The 21,100-nt window shown below is 47.9% G+C and carries 11 protein-coding genes; 7 read left to right on the forward strand and 4 right to left on the reverse strand.

Going from position 1 to position 21,100, the window contains the following annotated elements; genetic code table 11:
• The 4 genes from VIM72_RS21395 to VIM72_RS21410 form a co-directional block, all read left to right on the forward strand.
• Positions 1–781, forward strand: a 781-nt coding sequence (locus VIM72_RS21395) for a beta-ketoacyl synthase N-terminal-like domain-containing protein (protein WP_332004864.1), incomplete at its 5' end; no start/stop codon positions are given.
• A gap of 569 nt (positions 782–1,350) precedes the next feature.
• Positions 1,351–4,230, forward strand: coding sequence for an excinuclease ABC subunit UvrA (uvrA, locus tag VIM72_RS21400; protein WP_332004865.1), 2,880 nt, complete (start codon positions 1,351–1,353; stop codon positions 4,228–4,230).
• 24 nt (positions 4,231–4,254) lie between these two features.
• Positions 4,255–4,731 carry a DUF6452 family protein gene (locus VIM72_RS21405; RefSeq protein ID WP_332004866.1) on the forward strand — a complete coding sequence of 159 codons (477 nt, stop codon included), beginning with the start codon at positions 4,255–4,257 and terminating at the stop codon, positions 4,729–4,731.
• Positions 4,694–5,521: a DUF6048 family protein gene (locus VIM72_RS21410; protein ID WP_332004867.1), complete on the forward strand. Its 828-nt coding sequence runs from the start codon at positions 4,694–4,696 to the stop codon at positions 5,519–5,521. Before VIM72_RS21405 ends, VIM72_RS21410 begins: the two co-directional genes overlap by 38 nt.
• A 57-nt stretch (positions 5,522–5,578) precedes the next feature.
• Here the strand turns inward: VIM72_RS21410 and VIM72_RS21415 are convergent, their stop codons facing one another.
• Positions 5,579–6,040 (reverse strand): GNAT family N-acetyltransferase, encoded by a 462-nt coding sequence (locus tag VIM72_RS21415; RefSeq protein WP_332004868.1) that lies wholly within the window; start codon positions 6,038–6,040, stop codon positions 5,579–5,581.
• 76 nt (positions 6,041–6,116) lie between these two features.
• Between VIM72_RS21415 and VIM72_RS21420 the strand changes: the two genes are divergently transcribed.
• A complete protein-coding gene (locus tag VIM72_RS21420) occupies positions 6,117–7,607 on the forward strand; it encodes an ATP-binding cassette domain-containing protein (protein ID WP_332004869.1) in 1,491 nt (496 codons plus the stop codon).
• Between the two features lie 298 nt (positions 7,608–7,905).
• Complete coding sequence (locus VIM72_RS21425; protein WP_332004870.1) at positions 7,906–13,491, forward strand: alpha-2-macroglobulin family protein; 5,586 nt, start codon at positions 7,906–7,908, stop codon at positions 13,489–13,491.
• A gap of 70 nt (positions 13,492–13,561) precedes the next feature.
• Here the strand turns inward: VIM72_RS21425 and VIM72_RS21430 are convergent, their stop codons facing one another.
• The gene (locus VIM72_RS21430; RefSeq protein ID WP_332004871.1) at positions 13,562–14,434 is read right to left on the reverse strand and encodes an alpha/beta hydrolase; all 873 of its coding nucleotides are present in this window, start codon (positions 14,432–14,434) and stop codon (positions 13,562–13,564) included.
• Positions 14,435–14,836: 402 nt separating this feature from the next.
• On the opposite strand from VIM72_RS21430, the gene pbpC reads away from it, so the two are divergent.
• Entirely contained in the window at positions 14,837–17,254 is a 2,418-nt protein-coding gene (pbpC, locus tag VIM72_RS21435) for a penicillin-binding protein 1C (protein ID WP_332004872.1), read from the forward strand.
• Positions 17,255–17,296: 42 nt separating this feature from the next.
• On the opposite strand, the gene VIM72_RS21440 is transcribed toward pbpC, so the two are convergent.
• Both VIM72_RS21440 and VIM72_RS21445 read right to left on the reverse strand, forming a co-directional pair.
• Positions 17,297–19,300: an FAD-dependent oxidoreductase gene (locus VIM72_RS21440; RefSeq protein ID WP_332004873.1), complete on the reverse strand. Its 2,004-nt coding sequence runs from the start codon at positions 19,298–19,300 to the stop codon at positions 17,297–17,299.
• Between the two features lie 103 nt (positions 19,301–19,403).
• Complete coding sequence (locus VIM72_RS21445) at positions 19,404–21,098, reverse strand: hypothetical protein (RefSeq protein ID WP_332004874.1); 1,695 nt, start codon at positions 21,096–21,098, stop codon at positions 19,404–19,406.
• Positions 21,099–21,100: the final 2 nt, after the last annotated feature.

Raw genomic sequence — 21,100 nt, forward strand, 5'->3', positions numbered from 1 at the left:
TTTCTGTACAGTGTCTGCATGCGCTTCTTCTACCAGCGCTCTCGTAGATGCTTTCAATTACATCCGCCTGGGTAAGGCCAATGCTATTGTGGCAGGCGGCTCTGAAGCTCCTGTAACCCGCGCCGGTATTGCGGGGTTCAACGCCCTTAAAGCATTATCCACCCGTAACGAGGATGCAGCACATGCTTCCCGCCCGTTCGATATAGAGCGCGATGGTTTTGTAATGGGTGAAGGCGCAGGTGCTATCATCCTGGAAGAATATGAGCACGCTATTGCCAGGGGCGCCACCATTTATGGCGAAATGGTAGGCGGCGCTATGACCTGCGATGCTTACCACCTTACTGCTACCCACCCTGAAGGTATGGGCGCACGCTTAGGTATGGAACAAGCCCTGGAAGATGCAGGTATTGCCACTACCGATGTAGACTATATCAACTCACACACCACTTCCACACCGGTAGGAGATCTCAGTGAATTAAAAGCCATCGTAACGGCATTCGGCGACCATGTGGAAAAACTCAATATCAGTGCTACCAAATCCATGACAGGCCACCTGCTTGGAGCTGCCGGCGCTATTGAAGCCATTGCATGTATCAAAGCCACGCAGGAAGATATTGTTCCTCCTACCATCAACACCACCGTGCTGGGAGAAGGAATTCCTACCAACCTGAACCTCACGCTCGGTAAAGCCCAGCAGCGTACTGTAAATGTAGCAATGAGCAATACCTTCGGTTTTGGCGGCCACAACGCGATTGTAGTATTCAAAAAATATAAGGGCTAGGCGCCTTCGGCACCTGCCGCTAAATTGTCTTGGAGCAGGATTACGCTGATTATACTGATTGGCCTGATTTTGTTTTGGAGATTTAAATAATGATAAAGGGAGATATAAGCGGAGATTTCGCTTTTGTCTCCCTTTATCTTTTGGGTTACTGCTGCTTATATCGCAGGATATGGCAGCATAAACAAATTAACAAGACGTAGATAAGCCATACTTAACAGATACAGCTTAATACCGGCGAGGATATAGCTTTTATACGGGGAAAATACGGCGGAAACAGGGAGTAACCATACTGTAGCCCGGGAGTATCCATACTGCAAAATGCCCGGTCTTGTATGGAAAAGCCTTGCCCTGCAAATAACCTGTTTTAGTACCTCTTTATTCCAGATAATCTTTTTTCATTCCCTCTCTTTCAAAAAAAATCACCAATAATCAAATCAAACTAATCAGTATAATCAGCGTAATCCTGAACCAAGACAATTTAACAAGCGCCGAAGGCGCACTTCGCTAAAAAATTTAGCAATACAAATCATATAATTCGCAATTATGCCGTAGCTTAGTAGTTTAATATTATGGCAAAGAAAAAAGAGAATGTACCCGAGACTTCCGTAGCGCAAGCCCCGGCAGATGAACAAATAGCCATCTTTGGCGCCCGGGAGCATAACCTGAAAAACCTGGATCTGCAGTTGCCCAAAAATGAACTGGTAGTTATTACCGGCATCAGTGGCAGTGGTAAATCATCACTGGCATTTGATACCATTTATGCAGAAGGACAACGCCGTTACATGGAAAGCTTTTCCGCTTATGCCCGCCAGTTTATCGGCGATATGGAAAGGCCCGATGTAGATAAAATCACCGGGCTTTCTCCCGTTATTTCTATAGAACAGAAAACAACGAATAAAAATCCCCGGTCTACCGTTGGCACCATTACGGAGATATACGATTTCCTCCGCCTGCTTTATGCACGCGCCGGAACCGCCTACTCCTACAACACCAACAAACCAATGACCCGCTTCTCGGAAGAGGAAATACTGGCGCATCTTTTCAAACACTATAAAAATAAAAAACTGGTTATCCTGGCGCCGCTTGTACGTGGACGTAAAGGCCATTACCGGGAACTGTTTGAACAGGTACGCAAACAAGGCTACCTCAAAGTGCGGATCGACGGGGAAATTGAAGACCTGAAAGAAAGGATGCAGGTGGACCGTTACAAGATCCACGACATAGAACTGGTGATAGACCGGATCCAGGTACAGGAAGACGCCCGTACCCGGATCAGCCAGAGCGTGCAAAAAGCGCTCACCATGGGAAAAGGACTGCTGTTTGTCATGGATCACGATACCAATAAAGTGAGCCAGTACAGTAAGCAACTGATGTGTGAAGACACCGGCCTTTCCTATGAAGAGCCCAGCCCAAACACCTTCTCCTTTAACTCGCCCTATGGCGCCTGTCCCCGCTGTAAAGGACTGGGCACCATTTACCAGATAGATATGGACGAAGTAATCCCCGATTACAACGTATCCCTTACCGATGGCGGCCTAAAACCACTGGGCGAAGCCCGCGATACCTTTACCTTTAAACAGGTACAGCAACTCGCCAAAAAGTATAAATTTTCCTTAACAGCCCCCATTTCCAGCATTCCGCAAAAGGCCCTCAACGTATTGTTGTTTGGCGACGAAAACGGCAAACTGGAAGTGGACATGGAATTCGGGGAAAGCAACGGCGGCTCGGAATATGCCACAGAATATGAAGGCGTAGTAAACATGGTTCGCCGCTATTTCAACGATACCTCTTCCGATCATGTGCGCAGCTGGGCAGAAGGCTTCATGAAACTAAGCACCTGCCCCGAATGCAACGGCGCCCGTCTGAAAAAGGAAAGCCTGTTCTTTAAGATCGATGAAAAAAATATCTCCGAGCTCGGAAACATGGACCTGGATAAGCTCCTGGCCTGGTTTGGAAATATTGAAAACCGCCTGGAGAAAAAACAAAACGCCATTGCCAAGGATATCCTGAAGGAAATCCGCGAGCGACTGGGATTCCTGCTGAATGTAGGACTAAACTATCTGACACTGAACCGGGCCACCAGGACCCTTAGTGGCGGCGAATCACAGCGTATCCGTCTCGCCACCCAGATAGGATCCCAGCTGATGGGTATCACCTATATACTGGATGAGCCAAGCATTGGCCTGCATCAGCGCGATAATATGCAGCTGATAGACGCCCTTCGAAACCTGAAAGACATGGGCAACACGGTTATCGTAGTGGAGCATGATAAAGACATTATGCTGCATGCCGATCACCTGGTGGATATTGGTCCCGGTGCAGGCGTGCACGGAGGCCAGATCATTGCGCAAGGTACCCCCAAACAAATCCTGAAACTCAATACACCTACTGCAGGGTACCTGAATGGCAATACCTCGCCTGAAATACCCGCCCAGCGCAGGAAAGGCAATGGCAATTTCCTGGAACTGAAAGGCGCCTCCGGCAATAACCTGAAGAATGTGAACCTGAAACTGCCCCTGGGCACTTTCATTTGTATCACCGGCGTTTCCGGCAGCGGTAAATCTACCCTGATCAATGAAACCCTGTATCCCATTCTTTCCAAACATGCGTACGACTCCAAAATGGTTCCCATGCCCTACAAAAGCATCAAGGGACTGGAGTTTATAGATAAGGTGATTGAAATTGACCAATCTCCCATAGGCCGTACCCCGCGCAGCAACCCTGCCACCTACTGCGGATTTTTCACCGATATCAGAACCCTTTTTGCATCCGTACCGGAAGCAAAGATCAGGGGTTATAATGCCGGGCGCTTTTCCTTTAATGTAAAAACCGGCCGTTGCGATGTTTGTGAAGGCGGAGGTATGCGCGTTATTGAAATGAACTTCCTGCCGGATGTTTATGTGCATTGCGAAAAATGTAATGGTCGCCGTTATAACCGCGAAACACTGGAAATACGCTATAAAGGCAAATCCATTTCGGATGTACTGGATATGACGGTGGATGAAGCCGTGGAATTTTTTCAGCCGGTACCATGGATCTACCGTAAAATAAAAACGCTGCAGGATGTAGGGCTTGGGTATATTACCCTGGGCCAGTCGGCCGTAACCCTCTCCGGGGGCGAGGCTCAGCGGGTAAAACTGGCCACCGAACTTTCCAAGAAAGATACCGGCAAAACCATCTATATTCTCGATGAGCCCACAACGGGACTTCATTTCCAGGACATACAGCTGCTGCTGAAAGTATTGTATAAACTGGTAGACAGGGGCAACACCGTACTGGTGATAGAACACAACCTGGACGTTATTAAAATGGCTGACTACATTGCAGACCTGGGCCCTGAAGGCGGCGGGGGCGGCGGTACCATCCTCTGCACCGGCACCCCGGAACAGGTAAGCACCTGCAAGGACAGTCATACCGCCAGATTCCTCAAAAAGGAGCTGGGAATTTAATATCTTGCCAACTGTAAACAAGACATGAAAAGCATCTACCAGATATTAATCACCTGTTTCATTTTCGCGGGCATCATCGCCTGCGAAAATGAAACAAAAGTATGCGATCAGACTTTGCGGAATGATTACCATACCCATTTAAGGCGTAAACTCAACGACAGGTTGTCGGATACCATTATGCCTAAAGTAACCGCTTTCGCCTTTGGCAGGGATACCATATATAAGAACCAGCCGCTGGGCGACCTGTTCTTCCAGCTATCGCCTATTGCAGACAGCAGCCTCTTTTTCCTGAAAGTGGATTCCAGCTTTGTGCCCGACACCTTAAAGATCAGGTATACACGGCAACAGCATTTTATATCGCCCGGATGTGGTTTCGGCACTTATTTTAATATAGATACCGTTATCACCACCATGCACACCATCGATTCTGTTGTAATTAATAATAAGTCCGTAACCAGCAGCAATGACACGCATCTTACTTTGTATTTCTTTTTTAACTAGTATCCTGCTCAGCGTTGCTTCCACGGCACAAAACAAGCCGGCAGCCGTAAAAGCAGATACCCTGCACAAAGTGGCCAGAACGGATACCACCCATAAAGCGCTGGCCGATACGGCAAAGACAGCGGTGGCCCTGCATAAAGACAGCTCCTGGTATGTTCCGGGCTTTGTACGGATAGGAGTGGATCTTAGCCGGATACCATCTGCCATCTATTACCCTTACAGGAAAGAAGTAACTGTTGTAGCAGATGCCCGCATCAACAGCAACCTGTATGTTGCCTTTGAAGGCGGATATGCCAATACCCCCTACAGCGATACCAATTATACCTATAAAGGCAATGGTATGTTTGTAACCCTGGGCGTTGATTATAATTTTCTGAAAAGACAATATGTTACCGAGAAGAATATGTTCTATGCTGGCTTCCGTTATGGGTTCTCGCATTTTAACTATTCCGTTCCCACCTATTCTATCAAAAACACTTACTGGGGCGATAACCTCAGTGGCAGTATACCAAAAACCGCGATAAATGCCCATTGGGTGGAACTTTTAGTAGGACTAAAGGTAGAAGTGCTGAAGAATCTTTTCATGGGCTGGAATATCCGGGAACGCATACTGGTTAACAGTGTAAAAACAGATGAAATGACCCCGCTGATCATTCCCGGTTTTGGTTCCGGCTCCAAGAGATCTGTTTTTGATGTACAGTACACTATCTCCTACGCGATCCCTTTTTACCGGATAAAGGAACACGCGCCTGATAAAGAAGTGAAAAAGAAAAAAATACCTAAGCGGTAATTTTTTTTCCGGGAGATAAAAAGCAGCTGTGCTGCCTTTATCTCCCGGGCATTATTATCATGGCCTCAGCATCTCGATGTGAGGAATCCCATCTTCTATATAAGTATCACTGGTTTGCTCAAACCCCAGCGAAGTATAAAACTGCTGCAGGTATTGCTGGGCGCCTATCCTGATGGGAATTACCCCATAATTTGCCTGAAGCACCTCAATAGAGCGTTCCATCAGCTGACGGCCGGCCCCCTTGCCACGTGCCTGCGGAGAAGTAACCACCCTGCCGATAGATGCCTCCTGAAACTTGATTCCAGGGGCAAAAATACGGGTGTAGGCCAACAGCTTGCCTTCCTCATCCGTTCCCATCAGATGCAACCCTTTCTGGTCTGCATAGTCCAGGTCCTGGTAAGGACATTGCTGCTCCACCACAAATACCTCACTGCGCAAATGCAGGATAGCATAGAGTTCCGTCGTTGTTAACCCGTCAAATGATTTCGTATTCCAGATCATACCCTCAAACTTTGCCATAAATTTACTGGAAGCTTTCAATAATCGGATTAATTTTATATCCGACAGATGAATACTGAGCCCAATCGTTCAAATTATGACAGAGCAGCAAACACCGTTCCTCTCGCTGGAACATATTACAGTGAGGTATCTCGACAAAACACTATTCAATACCCTCACCTGGCAGATCAGTAAAGGAGAGCAGTGGGCCATTACAGGCCCCAGCGGCTCGGGTAAAACAGCCCTGCTGAATACCATTCTAGGCAAGTTTAACATTATCAACGGAAGTATCCACTACCACTTCTACGATGAATGGTGCCGGCAACATACCATCACAGATCCATGGTTTAATTACCGCAACCTGGTAGCCCTGGTAGGACATCATCATACGTTCCGCAACCTCTCCAACACTACTACGGATTTCTATTATCAGCAGCGCTTCAACAGCATGGATGCAGATAATTCACCCACAGTAATGGAATACCTGGAACTTACCGAAGTACCCGCATTACTTCAGCCGCTGCGTATCGCCCCGCTGATGGAAAAACGGCTCATTAAATTATCCAATGGCGAAACCCGCCGGGTGATGATTGCCCGCGCCCTTATTCAGCAACCGCAACTGCTCATGCTGGACAACCCTTACATCGGGCTGGATGTACAGGCCAGGAAAGATTTCAGCGCCATGATCAACGAAATTATCGCCGGCGGCGCAACGGTAATACTGGCCACCGCTCCACATGAAATACCGGAACATATCACCCATGTGCTCACACTGGAAAACGGCGCAATAACAGGTAAGTATACCCGCAGCGAATTTATGCAGTTGCCGTTGCCTGCGGTAACAGAAATTACGTTACCGGAAATAGAAGCCGAAAAAATTGCCGCACTGGTACAAAACAGTCAGCATAACCAATTTGAAACCATTGTGCGGATGGAAGACATTCACATTAAATACGGGGAAAATACCATTCTCAATGGCATCAACTGGACTATAAAGCCAAACGATAAATGGGCATTGCTGGGGCCAAACGGCGCCGGGAAATCCACCTTACTGAGCCTTGTGAACGGCGATAATCCCCAGGCCTATGCCAATAAACTCTGGCTGTTCGACCGGAAACGCGGCAGCGGCGAAAGCATCTGGGACATCAAGAAAAAAATAGGTTTTGTATCACCGGAGCTGCATCAATACTTTACCTCCCGCGATAATTGCCTCCAGGTGGTATGCTCCGGCTTCTCTGATGTAATTGGCAGTACCCGGCCGGCTAGCGCTGAACAACAACAGGTAGCCCGCGACTGGATGAGTGTTTTGAATATCGCCGACCATGAAAAAACGCCATTCAAACAAGTGCCCGAAAGTGCACAGCGCCTTACCCTGCTGGCCCGGGCCCTCGTTAAAAACCCGCCACTGCTGATTTTTGATGAACCCTGCCAGGGACTGGACGCCCAACAAAAAATACATTTCAAAAAAGTGATAGAACAACTTTGCGAACATATGCCGGTAACCCTCATCTTTGTCACCCACTACGAGGATGAACTACCTTCCTGTGTTGATAAGTTCCTGCGCCTGAACAAAGGCGAAATGGTGTAGAAGATCGCCTTCGGCGATGTAAATTGTCTTGGCTCAGGATTAAACTGATTTTACTGATTTGTTTGATTTGATCATTTTGGATTTAAAAGATTTAGGGAGATACAAGTGGATATTGCTCGCGGATATCTTTCTTAGTCATTCCAAAAATCTCTTAAAATCAAAAAAATAAAATCCGGCTAATCAGTAAAATCAGTTTAATCCTGAGCCAAGACAATTTACATCGCCGAAGGCGATCCCTCCGCGTTTGGATAAAATTCCCGACATTCGCACCTAGTTAATCACCTAATCTGCTTTCCTGATGCACCCAACAAAAAGGCTTACTGCTGTAGCAGCATTGTTTTTATTCCTCGCCACCCTGTTTGTGATCAGTGGTTGCCGTACGGCGAAGAAGGAAATGAACCCCGAATTTGCCAAATACATTGAGGCATATACAGCCGGTATCATTTCCAAACAAAGCGCTATCCGTGTCCATCTCACTTCCCAAACGAATGTAACCCATACCCAGAATGAACCCCTGGAAAAGGAAGTATTCGATTTTTCCCCGTCCATCAAAGGAAAGGCCTACTGGATCGACGCCACCACCATTGAGTTCAGACCGGATGAAAACCTGCAGCCAGGTAAAAAATATGAAGCCAACTTTAAGCTCGGGAAAATACTCGATGTACCTAAAGAACTCAAATCATTCGACTTTGAATTCAAGATCATCAAGCCCTCTTTCTCCATAGAAAATTTTGGTCTTAAAGCCAGTACCAATAATACACTCGACCGCATGACCCTCACCGGCGCCATTTATACAGCCGATGTGGAAGATCCGCAGGCGATCGAAAAAATACTGAGCGCACAATATGCCGGTAAAGGCCTGCCTGTTACCTGGCAACACAATGCGGCAGAACGTACTTCCCGGTTCACTATCGCCAACATCGCCCGCGCCAATATTGCCCATAACCTGGAATTGAGCTGGAATGGCAATTCCCTGAAAGTGGACAATACCGGGAAAAACACGATCGAGGTGCCCGCTATCGGCGACTTTAAAGTACTGGATGTAAAAGCCCTTTCCGACCCGGAACAACACCTGCTGGTACAGTTCTCCGACCCCGTAAGCATGGCCCAGACCCTGGAAGGCCTCATTGGCATCAGCGGGCAAAGTGACCTTCGTTACACCATTGATGGCAGCGAAGTAAGCGTATATGCGCCGGTACGGCTGGAAGGAAATTACAACGTAATAGTGAATGAAGGCGTTATCAATATCACGGATAAACGGTTAGGTAAAACTTTCAGTGCCAATGTTAACTTTGAAAATACTTTACCCAGCGTAAGCATCCCCGGCAAAGGTGTGATCCTGCCGGAAAGTAATAAACTGGTAATGCCGTTTGAAGCCGTAAACCTCAATGCGGTAGACGTTTCTATCATAAAGATCTACGAGAACAACGTACCACAATACCTGCAGCGGAATGATCTTGATGGTAGCCAGGAGCTACGGCGTGTAGCCAAACCCGTAGTGGAAAAAACAATCCGCCTGGATGGAGATAAATCGGTAAACCTGCATAAGAAAAACCGCTTCTTCCTCGACCTGGACAAAATGCTGCGGACTGAACCAGGTGCCATTTACCGCATCACTATCGGTTTCCGGAAATCATACGCTATGACCGCCTGCTCCGCCGATACCACCCAGGACGGCGACAATGCTTCTTCTGATGAAGAAGGAGAAGAAGAATATTATTCCGGGGGAGAAAAAATTGATGACGATGATTCCTTCTGGCAACGTTACGATAGCTATTATCCATACGGCTACAACTGGGACCGTCGCAATGACGCCTGCTCCAACTCTTACTACAGCAAAGATAAATGGGCGTCCCGCAATATCATTTCTTCCAATATAGGCCTCATTGCCAAAAGAGGGAACGACAACAGTATGCTGGTAGCGGTAACGGATATACGTGATACCAAACCGCTGATAGGCGTGGAACTGGAACTACTCGACTACCAGAACCAGGTGATCTTTAAAACAAAAAGTGATGGGGAAGGTCTTGCTTCCTTTGATCTGAAGCGTAAACCTTACCTGCTCATCGCCAAAAAAGAAAATGAAAGAGGTTACCTCAAACTGGACGATGGAAGCTCCCTTCCGTTAAGCCGGTTTGATGTAAAAGGAGAAGAAGTGCAAAACGGCATCAAAGGTTTCCTGTACGGCGAACGTGGCGTATGGCGCCCCGGCGATTCTGTTTACCTGACTTTCATCCTGGAAGATAAAGGGGAGAAATTACCGGCAGATCACCCGGTATCACTCGAGCTATACAATCCTAAAGGACAACTGTATAAACGCATTAATCAGCATGAAGGACTGAACGGCTTTTACAGCTTTGCCACCGCTACTGCGCCGGACGACCCAACAGGTAACTGGGTAGCCAAAGTAAAAGTAGGCGGCGCCACCTTCCAGAAAAATGTGCGTATTGAAACCGTGAAGCCGAACCGTCTTAAAATAAAAATGGATTTCGGCAACACCACTTCCCTGTCGAAAGGCAGCGCCACCGGTAACTTATCGGCCATGTGGCTGTTTGGCGCTACTGCACAGCACCTGAAGGCCAAAGTAGATGTATCGCTGGTACAGCAAAGCACCAGCTTCCCTAAATTCAGCGATTACTCCTTTGATGATCCCGTCACTCATTTCGACGCAGAAAATAAAACCATTTTTGAAGGCCCGCTGAGCGAAAGCGGCAGCGCTCCTGTAAATGCAGACATACAACTGGGCAAGGTAGCGCCCGGACAGCTGAAAGCGAACTTTGAAGTAAAAGTATTTGAGCCGGGAGGCGATTTCAGTATCGATCATTTCTCCATGCCTTATAATCCTTTCACTTCCTATGCAGGCTTGCGCATCCCGGCGGGCGACCGTACCACGGGCATGTTGCTCACTGATCGCCCACATACCATTGACCTGGTGGATGTGGATGGTAATGGTAACCTTACTGCCGGCAGCCGTGAAGTACAGGTAGAACTGTACAAGATCAAATGGAGATGGTGGTGGGATGAAGGCGAGCAGGATGACTACTCCAACTTTACGCAAGACAGCTATAACCAGCTGCTGAGTAAAGAAACCGTTACCCTGCAAAATGGTAAAGGTAAATGGGACCTGCGGGTTAATTCGCCGGATTGGGGCAGGTACCTGATCAGGGTAAAAGATCTTCAAAGCGGGCATACCGCAGGTAAAGCGGTATACATCGACTGGCCGGGCTGGGCGGAAAGGATGCAGAAAGACAACCCTGCAGAAGCCTCTATGCTGGTGTTTACTTCCGACAAACAAAGCTATAAAACCGGCGACGATATTAATCTCACTATCCCAAGCAGTGAAGGCGGCCGCGGGCTGGTCAGCATTGAATCCGGCAGTAAAGTGCTGAAAACATACTGGATCACCACCAAACAGGGTCAAACCACCTTTAAGTTCAAGGCGGAAAAGAATATGACGCCTAATATATACGTAAACGTTAGTTTGCTGCAGCCGCATGCACAAACCCTCAACGATCTACCGATCCGTATGTATGGCACCATTCCCATTTCCATTGAAGACCCGGGCACTATCCTGAAACCGGTGATCAGCATGGCCGATAAACTGAAGCCTGAAACAGAGGCCAGTATCAGTGTAAGTGAAAGCAACGGCAAACCCATGACCTACACCATCGCTATTGTGGATGAAGGGCTGCTGGATCTTACCCGTTTTAAAACACCGGATCCTCACAATGCATTTTATGCCAGGGAAGCACTCGGTGTCAAAACCTGGGACCTGTTCGACTATGTAATAGGCGCATGGGGAGCGGATATGGACCGGATCCTGAGCATTGGCGGTGATGAAGGACTGGATAAAAATGCCGGTAGCGCCAAAGCTAACCGCTTCAAGCCTGTAGTAAAATATATGGGCCCCTTCTACCTGAAAACAGGGCAAAAACAAACGCATAAATTCAAGCTGCCGCCTTACATTGGTTCAGTAAAAGCAATGGTAGTAGCTGGTCAGGATGGCGCTTACGGTACTGCTGAAAAAGTAGTGGCAGTAAAGAAACCCCTGATGCTGCTTACTACTGCTCCACGTGTGCTGGGACCATCGGAAACCATCCAGGTACCGGTAACCGTGTTTGGCCTGGAACCAAATATCCGCAATGTGAATGTTAGTTTAAGCACCAGTCCTTTGCTGGAAATAGTAGGCGAACAAACCAAAGCGGTCACCTTCTCCCAACCTGGCGAACAGATTGTTTACTTCGATGTAAAAGTGCGCCCGCAAACAGGCATCGCTAAAATAAAAGTAACAGCCAGCAGCGGCGCAGAAAAAGCGGAAGAAAATATAGAGCTGAATGTAAGGAACCCTAACCCGGTGATCACAAACATTATTGAAAATACACTGGAAGGCAACAACAGCTGGCAATCGGCCTTTAGCCCGGTAGGCATGGCCGGTACCAATTCCGGCGTACTGGAAGTATCCACTATTCCATCGCTCAACCTGGGCAAACGCCTGCGGTTCCTGATAGAATATCCACATGGCTGTATTGAGCAAACCACTTCCGGCGTGTTCCCGCAACTGGTGCTGAACCAGCTCATGGACCTGAAAGAAAGTGAGCGCGCGCAGGTAGACCGTAACGTGAAAGCGGGTATCAACAGGCTGAAAAGCTTCCAGACTTCCGATGGTGGTTTCAGCTACTGGCCGGGTGAAGGTAACTCCGACGAATGGGGCACCAACTACGGAGGGCACTTCCTGATAGAGGCGCAGGCACAGGGTTATACCCTGCCCGCAGGTTTACTGGATCAATGGAAAAAATACCAGCGGAATAAAGCCGGTACCTGGGCCCCAAGTACCCTTAACTTTTATGGTGGCGATCTTACACAGTCGTACCGCCTGTATCTCCTGGCGCTGGCCAAATCTCCTGAGCTGGGCGCTATGAACCGGTTAAAGGAATTCAAGTATCTATCAGCGCCGGCCAAATGGCGGCTGGCAGCGGCTTATAAACTGTCCGGTCAGCCGGAAGTAGCCAACTCCCTGGTACAGGGACTTACTACCGATGTGAAAGCATATACGCAGCTGGGCGGCACGTTTGGTTCCGACCTGCGCGACAGGGCCATGATCCTGGAAACGCTCACCATTATGGGACAGCGCAACCGCGCCAATGAACTGGTGAAGCAGATTGCCGCGCAGCTATCGCAAAACGACCAGTGGTACAGCACACAAACCACCGCTTATTCCCTGATAGCCGTTGCAAAGTATTGCGGCAATAACAAGGGAGGCAGCAAGATGAACTTTACATATACCCTGAACAGCGCCAAAGGCACGGTAAACGGGCAGTCGTTTGTTACGCAGATCCCCGTTACCTTTAATGGTGCTGCAGGTAATATCAGCCTGCGGAATAACGGGCAGAATGTATTATATGTAAGGCTTATTCTCCAGGGACAGCCCGACGCCGGCCAGGAACCGGTAGCCAGCAATAACCCGGATGTACTGGGCATGCAGGTAAGCTACAGTACCCGCGATGGTAAACCGCTTGATCCGGCTACACTGCGGCAGGGAAGCGACTTTATGGCCACCGTAACTATCACCAACCCGGGAAAAAGAGGCTATTACGAACAGATGGCCTTATCACAGATCTTCCCTTCCGGCTGGGAAATACTGAATACCCGCCTGATGGAAAATGACAGCGCCTTCCACTCATCACCGGCTACGTATATGGATATACGTGACGACAGGGTGTATACTTATTTCAATATAGAAGAAAATAAAAAACGTACTTACAATGTATTGCTGAATGCGGCTTACCTGGGCAGGTATTATTTGCCGGCCACGTCCTGTGAAGCCATGTATGATAATACTATACATGCTTTCGCGCCGGGCAAGTGGGTAGAAGTAGTGAAGTAAAAAACATACTATAAAAAAGCGTTCCGGAAAATAACCGGAACGCTTTTTTTATGTACAACAATTAAAGCTGTTATCTTTTCAGGAAATCGTGTATCAGCGCAGCTATTTCTTCATGATATTCTTCCAATGCAAAGTGGCTGCCATCTAACAGGTGCACTTCTGCACCGGGCACATCTTTTTTATAGGCTTCTGCACCGGGCCAGGTAAAAATAAGGTCGTTTTTGCCCCATACCACCAGCACCCGTGGCTGATGTGTACGCAGGTACTGCTGCCATTCAGGGTACTTTGGAAAGTTGGTACCATAGTTCCGGAAAAGGGCCACCTGTACCGCTTCCACACCGGGTCTTGCCATATAGGCGTGTGCCAGCTCATAGCTATCCGGGCTCACTGTTTCCGGGTTGGCGGCGCCCAGCAGATGTTCTTCTTTAATTTTTTCGAGGCTTAGCTTACATGCTATAGCAGCGTCCAATGCTTTCTCATCTCCCGCCTGCTGCAGTGCGCCAATTTCCTGGACCACAGGGCCAAGTCCTTCGTTATATACATTGGCATTTTGTATGATCAACGCCTCTACCAGTTCAGGTCTTTTGCTAATGATCCTGAACCCGATGGGACCGCCGTAATCCTGCAGGTACCAGCTGAATTTTGTTAACCCCAGCTGATCAATAAACTGTTCCACTACCAACGCCAGGTTATCAAACGTATATTCAAATTCAGATAACGCCGGGATACTGCTTTGCCCAAATCCCGGATAATCCGGGGCAATTACATGATAGCTGTTGGCCAGGTCCCGGATCAGGTCGCGGTACATATGTGAAGTAGACGGAAAACCGTGCAACAGCAGTATTACAGGTGCATTTGCCGGACCTGCTTCCCGGTAAAAAATATTAAGACCGTTAACGGTAATCGTTTTGTGCAGAACGGTGGTAGTAGTGAGTGTTTCCATATAAATATTATTTTGTACCATTTAGTACATTATTGATTTAAAAAAATACCGGGCTATCTGCCGGTTATTATAAAAAGTAATTTGCTGGTATAAAGATATATATATTTTACCAATTGGTACAAAATAATTTTTATGCAGAGGGATAAATTTACAGCTATGACCGGGAGCCGGGCTTACAACATATTCCATTGCTATGAAATAATATCTGCTATTTGCGCGTATCCTGTTGCATGCTGGACTTACAACATATTCCATTGCTATGCCGGCGTTTTTTTAAAGTTATTGAAATGAATAAACTTAGAGATACAACCAGGAGCCGGGCATAATTGCTGTAACCAAACCAAGCCTCTCTCTAAATTCCCTACCTGGTGCATCAGCTCAAAACAATCAATTAACCTATCTTTGAACGCGCATAAAAAAGTAATGAAGTACGATACCTTTAAACAATGGTGCATCAAAAAAAAGTGGTGGCTTACAGGCGCCGCTGTTATACTTATTGCCTATTACTTTTGTTTACCCAAACAACTCTTCACCAGCCCTACTTCCTATGTGCTGGAAGACAGCAACGGCGATCTGCTCAATGCCAGCATTGCACCGGATGGCCAATGGCGCTTCCCTTATAATGCGCATGTACCGGATAAATTCGAAAAGTGTATTATAGCCTATGAAGATAAACGCTTTTATTACCACTGGGGCATAGATCCCATTGCTATAGGAAGGGCTATTAATCAAAATGCACGAGGCAGGAAAGTGGTAAGTGGAGGCAGCACGCTCACCATGCAGGTGATACGGCTATCGCGCAACCAGCCACGAAACATCTGGCAGAAAATAATGGAAGCGGTACTGGCCACCCGGCTGGAGTTTGCGGCTTCTAAAAAGAAGATTATAGCCTTATACGCCGCCAACGCTCCTTTTGGCGGTAACGTTGTTGGGCTGGAAGCCGCCGCCTGGCGGTATTATGGCCGCAAAGCCGACCTGTTGTCGTGGGGCGAAATGGCTGCGCTGGCGGTATTGCCCAACAGCCCTGCATTGGTACATCCGGGCCGTAACCGGGTAACGTTGCTGAATAAACGAAATCAGCTCCTGAATAAACTATACCGCCAGCACACTATCGACAGCATCACCTGCCAGCTGGCCAAAATGGAGCCCCTGCCTGATCAGCCATTACCCCTGCCACAGGAAGCGCCGCACTTATTGGATCTGTTCCGCCGCGACTACCAGCAGCAGCAAACCAGCGAGCCCACGCGCATTAAAACCACGCTGCTGGCAGATCTGCAGCACAATGCCACCGCCATCGCGGAACGGTATCACAATAGCTATAAAGCCAATGGCATCAACAATGCAGCCGTATTGGTACTGGATGTGGAAACCGGCAATACGCTTGCCTATGTAGGCAATATCTATCACCCTTCAGACCCCGAGCTGGAAAGCCATGTGGATATTATACAGGCCAGAAGAAGCCCGGGTAGCACACTCAAGCCCATATTATATGCCGCTATGCTCAACGACGGGCTTATATTACCCAATACATTGATACCTGATATTCCTACGCAAATAGCCGGCTATTCCCCCCAGAACTTTGACCTTGGTTACGATGGCGCCGTTCCAGCCTCCCGCGCGCTGGCCCGGTCGCTCAATATCCCGGCAGTGCGCATGCTGCAACAGTACCGCTATGAGCGGTTCCATTCCCTGCTGCAGAAAATGGGGATCACTACCCTGAATAAACCGGCTGATCATTATGGGTTGTCACTGATCCTGGGCGGCGGAGAAACCACTCTCTGGGAAATGTGCGGTATGTATGCCAGCATGGCCCGCACACTGCTGCATATGGATCAATACAAGGGTAAATATGATATGGACGATATTCATCCGCCCAACTACCGCCTTAATACCCGGTATCCCTCGAAATACGGTTTGAGCAAAGATGGTTTGCTGGATGCCGGTTCCATCTGGTATGCCTTCCAGGCCATGACGGAAGTAATGCGGCCTGGCGAAGAACTGCTGTGGCAACAGTTCTCTTCTTCGCAGCGCATCGCCTGGAAAACAGGCACCAGCTTTGGGTTCCGCGATGGATGGGCCATTGGTGTAACACCTCAGTATGTAGTAGGCGTATGGGTAGGAAATGCCGATGGAGAAGGCCGGCCTGGCCTCATAGGCGTATCTACTGCAGCGCCCATCCTGTTTGATGTATTCCGTTTACTGCATACCAGCGGCTGGTTTGATCCGCCTTACCAGCAGATGAAAAAAATTGAGGTATGCCGCAAAAGCGGATACCGCGCCGGTGAGCTGTGCGAGGAAAAAGATTCGATTTACGTACCGGCGGCAGGCATCCGTGCAGGCGTATGTCCTTACCATCAACTGGTGCATCTCGACAGAACCGGCCAGTGGCGGGTAACAGAGGCCTGCGAATCTCCCTCGCTCATGCAGCACAAATCCTGGTTTGTATTGCCGCCCTCACAGGAATATTACTATCGCAGCAAGAATTATTACCAGCAACTGCCGCCTTACAAACCCGATTGCCTGGCTTCATTGGGACTGGACAAGGCGCCTATGGAACTGATCTATCCACGGCCCGGCGCCCGTATATTCGTTCCCGTTGAAATCGACGGGAAACCAGGGCAAACCATCTTTACCGCCACACACCGCAATAATGCCACTAAAATATTCTGGCATCTCGACAACAATTTTATTGGGGCCACTACAGAATTTCACCAAATGGCCCTGCATCCCGCTGCCGGCAAACATACCATTACGCTGGTAGATGAAAACGGGGAGCGGATTGAACAAACATTTGAAATTTTAGATAAGGAAAGAGAATAATTATTTACTAAGCGAATAAGGATAAGCTGATTTAAGTGAAAATTATTGTACGGGCACCAGCAGTACAGCGTCTGCTACAATTACGCCAGCCGCTTCCCTGTTGGAAATAGTTACTCCTGCTTTTTTGCCTGCCGGCAGATTGAATTTTCCCAGGTGTACCCATTCCCCGCTGGTTTGCCCGTTGACGATCACCTTCTCCTTCACAATCGTTATTTCTTTAGACTGCCTGCCATCAAAAACGGTCACTTTGGTAACGGGAGATATATTGTCGACCCTTGGCAGCACGTAAGTGTAAATATCATAGCTTCCATTCTTCTTCACTTCCGGTATAAATTTTACGGATTTGGGCTGATCATTCACAACGGAATAATAAGCTGATGGGCCATAAGTGCCTCCTTTTTTCAGGGCCCATTTCCCGGTTACTTCCACGTGGGCAGTATCATCATTATCTACCAGTATTTCCGGCGTACTGCCATTCAGGAGCGGATTGGCAGCCAAAAGCGCCTGTATCTTCCTTACGTCTACCTGCTGCACGCTGGTTCGTCCATCTACTGCAAACGCAGCGGCTATCGCGGCAGATTGCCCCAATACCATGAACACAGGCTCCATCCTGATAGATCCGTAACCAATATGACTGGCGGATAAGCAAACAGGCACCAGTAAATTCTTGCATTCACTTTCTTTAGGCGTTAACGAGCGATAGGCAATAGGATAGGGGCCGGCGCCACCTTTTTCCACATCGCCTTCATTCTTCACCATTCCGTTTATCACAAGTCGCTGCGTATTGTGCGAATCCATACCGTAAGCGGCCATCCCTATACCGTCTGTTACTATTTCCTTCCGCTCGCAATTGGCTTGTGTCATCACATAAGCGCCACGCATCCTGCGGGCTTCCCTGATATACATTTGCGGGCTCCAGTGGCCATTATCAGCGTATTCATCTTTCGGGTATCCCCAGTTCAGCATGAACTGGCGCACGCTATCCGGGATACGCGGATCATGTCCTATAAAATACAACAGGCCTTTGTTATACAATTCATGCTCCTTCCGGATCCTTTCCCTGGTGGTATAGTCACCATCCGGGTATTCCCAGTTCCTGCCTATCATATCTGTAGAAAAGCCACCACCATTATTGATATCTGTTTTATGATTAGGCATCAGGTCAAACTTCAGTATCTCCCTGATATCATTTGGCGTGGTAAGCTTTGCAATATAGCGGGGTAGTAACTCATAGCGACTGGAATCATAATCTTCCGGGCGGGTGATAGGTATCCTGTTGGCAGGATCGTCTGTTAAACAAATGCGGAAATTATATGCCTGTACATGGTTATCGCCACTGCCTATGGGCGCCAGTTTTGCATTGCTGATACCCCACAACAAACCGCTGGATGGATTGCCGGGTATCTTATACGGATCTACGCCATCGGGCACCTGGTTGCCATGCTGCGGAGTGGCCGGCGGCTGCACCTGTACGCCATTATACGATTCGTTGTAAACCGAGGAAGATTCTCTTCCTACCATATAAGACACGCCGGCCCTTGCCATCAGGTCGCCTTCATAAGAACAATCAATAAAAACAGTTGCACGGATAATTTTTTGCTGCGCAGATGGCGCCTGTGTATCTTCCAGCGAAATCTCTTTTATAAACCCGTTTTTCTTTACTGCCGATACAATCCTCGACTGGTAAAGTACCGGTACACCGGCTTCCCGGATGTACTGCATGAATACTTCTTCTGCTACATGTGGCTCAAATATCCAGGATTCAAACTGGCCGTAATGTTTACCCACCCTGCGGTAAAAGTCGATTCCCAAACCGGTTACGGCATATTTGTTACCGATATCAGTATATCCCAATCCCCCGGACGACATGCCGCCAAGATGTTTTCCCGGCTCAATCAACAACACCGACTTCCCCATTTTCTTTGCTGCATACGCCGCCATTACACCACCGGAAGTACCACCATACACGCATATATCATAAGTTTGCTGCGCTTTTGCAGCCATTGAAAAAATAAGCGCTGCCAAAAGAAAGTTTCTTTTCTTCATCATTTATATGTTTTGAAGAGATAATAATTCTATTGCCGCTACAATCACCGGTATGGAAAGCAGCTGGCTTGCCCTCGTATTTTTTTGCATAATGTTTCGCTGATTATTGATGAATCCCGGCTGCTTTAAGCGTTTCTGCAGGATTGTGCTGCATCCTGATCCGCCATAAAAGCTCTTCAATGGAAACCACTTTTGTTCCTTTATCAAGAAGATCTTTGGTCCATTTTACCGGTGTTACGCCACGTTCGGCGGCAATGTTTTTTTTATCTTTTGTAACAATGGAATGATGTGTAATACTATCGCTGAAATATGACCAGGCATGTACAATGGTCCAGTTTAATTGTTTATTGGCGGAAGGAGACGGCGCATTGTCTTCATTTATCCAGCCGGCAAGCTGCACAGGATCGCCCGAGCCCTGCCTGCTGAGATTGGCCCACAGCTGGTATTTACAGGTAACTATGGGGATGGCTGTTCCTTTTTTATTTTTTACCCAGAAAACTTTTCCGCCACCACCGTTATAAGGCGAGTACTGCACTGCTATCATGCCTGTAAGGTCTTCTATCTCTTCGGCATATATGCGGTAAGCTTCCAGGGCCTCTTCACAGGAAACATCTTTACAGATAAACCCAAAAACTTTTGTACCGGTTATTTTCATTTGTGCATTGATCATGCCCGCATATTCGCGGAGCAGCTTTTCCCGATCTGGTCTTAATCTTGCAAAGAGATCAGGATAATAATAGCCGCCACCGTATTCCACCACAGAAGTATGCCCGGGTTGTGTTTTTACGAGGTAACTGTATACATCGCTGCCAGCCTGCACCAGGTTAAGTACGCAGCTGGTGAACGACATAGGAATACTTTCATTGTATGGATTGTTCCAGTAGTCCCTGTTGTTAAGAAAATTACCAAACGTCCATTGCATATTGTCACCATCACTCATTACAAAGGCATGGTAATTGGCATGCTCCTGCCAGTTAATATCCTTTGGGTTAAGTGTGCGGATCTGCGGTAACCTGTTCACCGGCGGTATCGACAATAAAGGCAGGTTCATACACCAATCCGAAGCCGTATTAATGAGACCCCAGCTGGTGCAGGGTTCTATATGTTTAAATTCTTCGCCTGCATTCCAGCCTATCACGGGCGACAGTGGTTTTACCCATTTTATAACAGATTGGAAAAGGCTATCAACCCCATAATACACTACACTTTTTTGCGCAATCGCGTAGTCCCTGTTATTCGGATATGCAGGGTTTCCAATCACTAACAGGTGAGGATTCAGCTTAGGTAACAATGCTCTGAGCACCGCAGTATCCAAAACTGCGTGCGTGGCATCGTAAAGTTTTTGCAGGCCCTTACTCCGGGCTATGGCTTCCTGTGTGACATCCACCAGGATACCTTTTTCCAGGGCCGCATACATAGTGGCCAGGTTCACCGAATTATCCTTCCTGCTGAAATCATACAGGATATAACCTTTGATGATGCCTTTTTCCTTATACCTGTCAACCAGTTGCCAGGCGGTGAATGTACCGGGTGTTCCGGCTTTTAATCTTCTTACCAGCGAATTAAAATAAGTACGGTAGATAGCGTTAGTGGTTTCAATCCATACACCCTCATCACCGGTGCCATCATTTAATGCCTGTGCGGCCAGGCCAGCAACAGATTGTGCCAGGTTCATTTCGGGCATATCGGAAGAATGCTGTATGCCTGCAATTACAATTGAGCGGGGTGCTTTTTGCGCCGGCCACCAGCCCGCATGAGCCGGCAGCCAGCACAATAATAAAAAAACAAATGATCGCATAT

It is taken from the genome of Chitinophaga sp., assembly GCF_036569185.1.
Taxonomy (GTDB): domain Bacteria; phylum Bacteroidota; class Bacteroidia; order Chitinophagales; family Chitinophagaceae; genus Chitinophaga.

What these genes read in the sequence shown, in the direction of transcription:
- uvrA (WP_332004865.1), top strand. Translation starts at nt 1,351, where the DNA reads ATGGCAAAGAAAAAAGAGAATGTACCCGAGACTTCCGTAGCGCAAGCC.
- VIM72_RS21405 (WP_332004866.1), top strand. Translation starts at nt 4,255, where the DNA reads ATGAAAAGCATCTACCAGATATTAATCACCTGTTTCATTTTCGCGGGC.
- VIM72_RS21410 (WP_332004867.1), top strand. Translation starts at nt 4,694, where the DNA reads ATGACACGCATCTTACTTTGTATTTCTTTTTTAACTAGTATCCTGCTC.
- VIM72_RS21415 (WP_332004868.1), bottom strand. Translation starts at nt 6,040, where the DNA reads ATGGCAAAGTTTGAGGGTATGATCTGGAATACGAAATCATTTGACGGG.
- VIM72_RS21420 (WP_332004869.1), top strand. Translation starts at nt 6,117, where the DNA reads ATGACAGAGCAGCAAACACCGTTCCTCTCGCTGGAACATATTACAGTG.
- VIM72_RS21425 (WP_332004870.1), top strand. Translation starts at nt 7,906, where the DNA reads ATGCACCCAACAAAAAGGCTTACTGCTGTAGCAGCATTGTTTTTATTC.
- VIM72_RS21430 (WP_332004871.1), bottom strand. Translation starts at nt 14,434, where the DNA reads ATGGAAACACTCACTACTACCACCGTTCTGCACAAAACGATTACCGTT.
- VIM72_RS21440 (WP_332004873.1), bottom strand. Translation starts at nt 19,300, where the DNA reads ATGAAGAAAAGAAACTTTCTTTTGGCAGCGCTTATTTTTTCAATGGCT.
- VIM72_RS21445 (WP_332004874.1), bottom strand. Translation starts at nt 21,098, where the DNA reads ATGCGATCATTTGTTTTTTTATTATTGTGCTGGCTGCCGGCTCATGCG.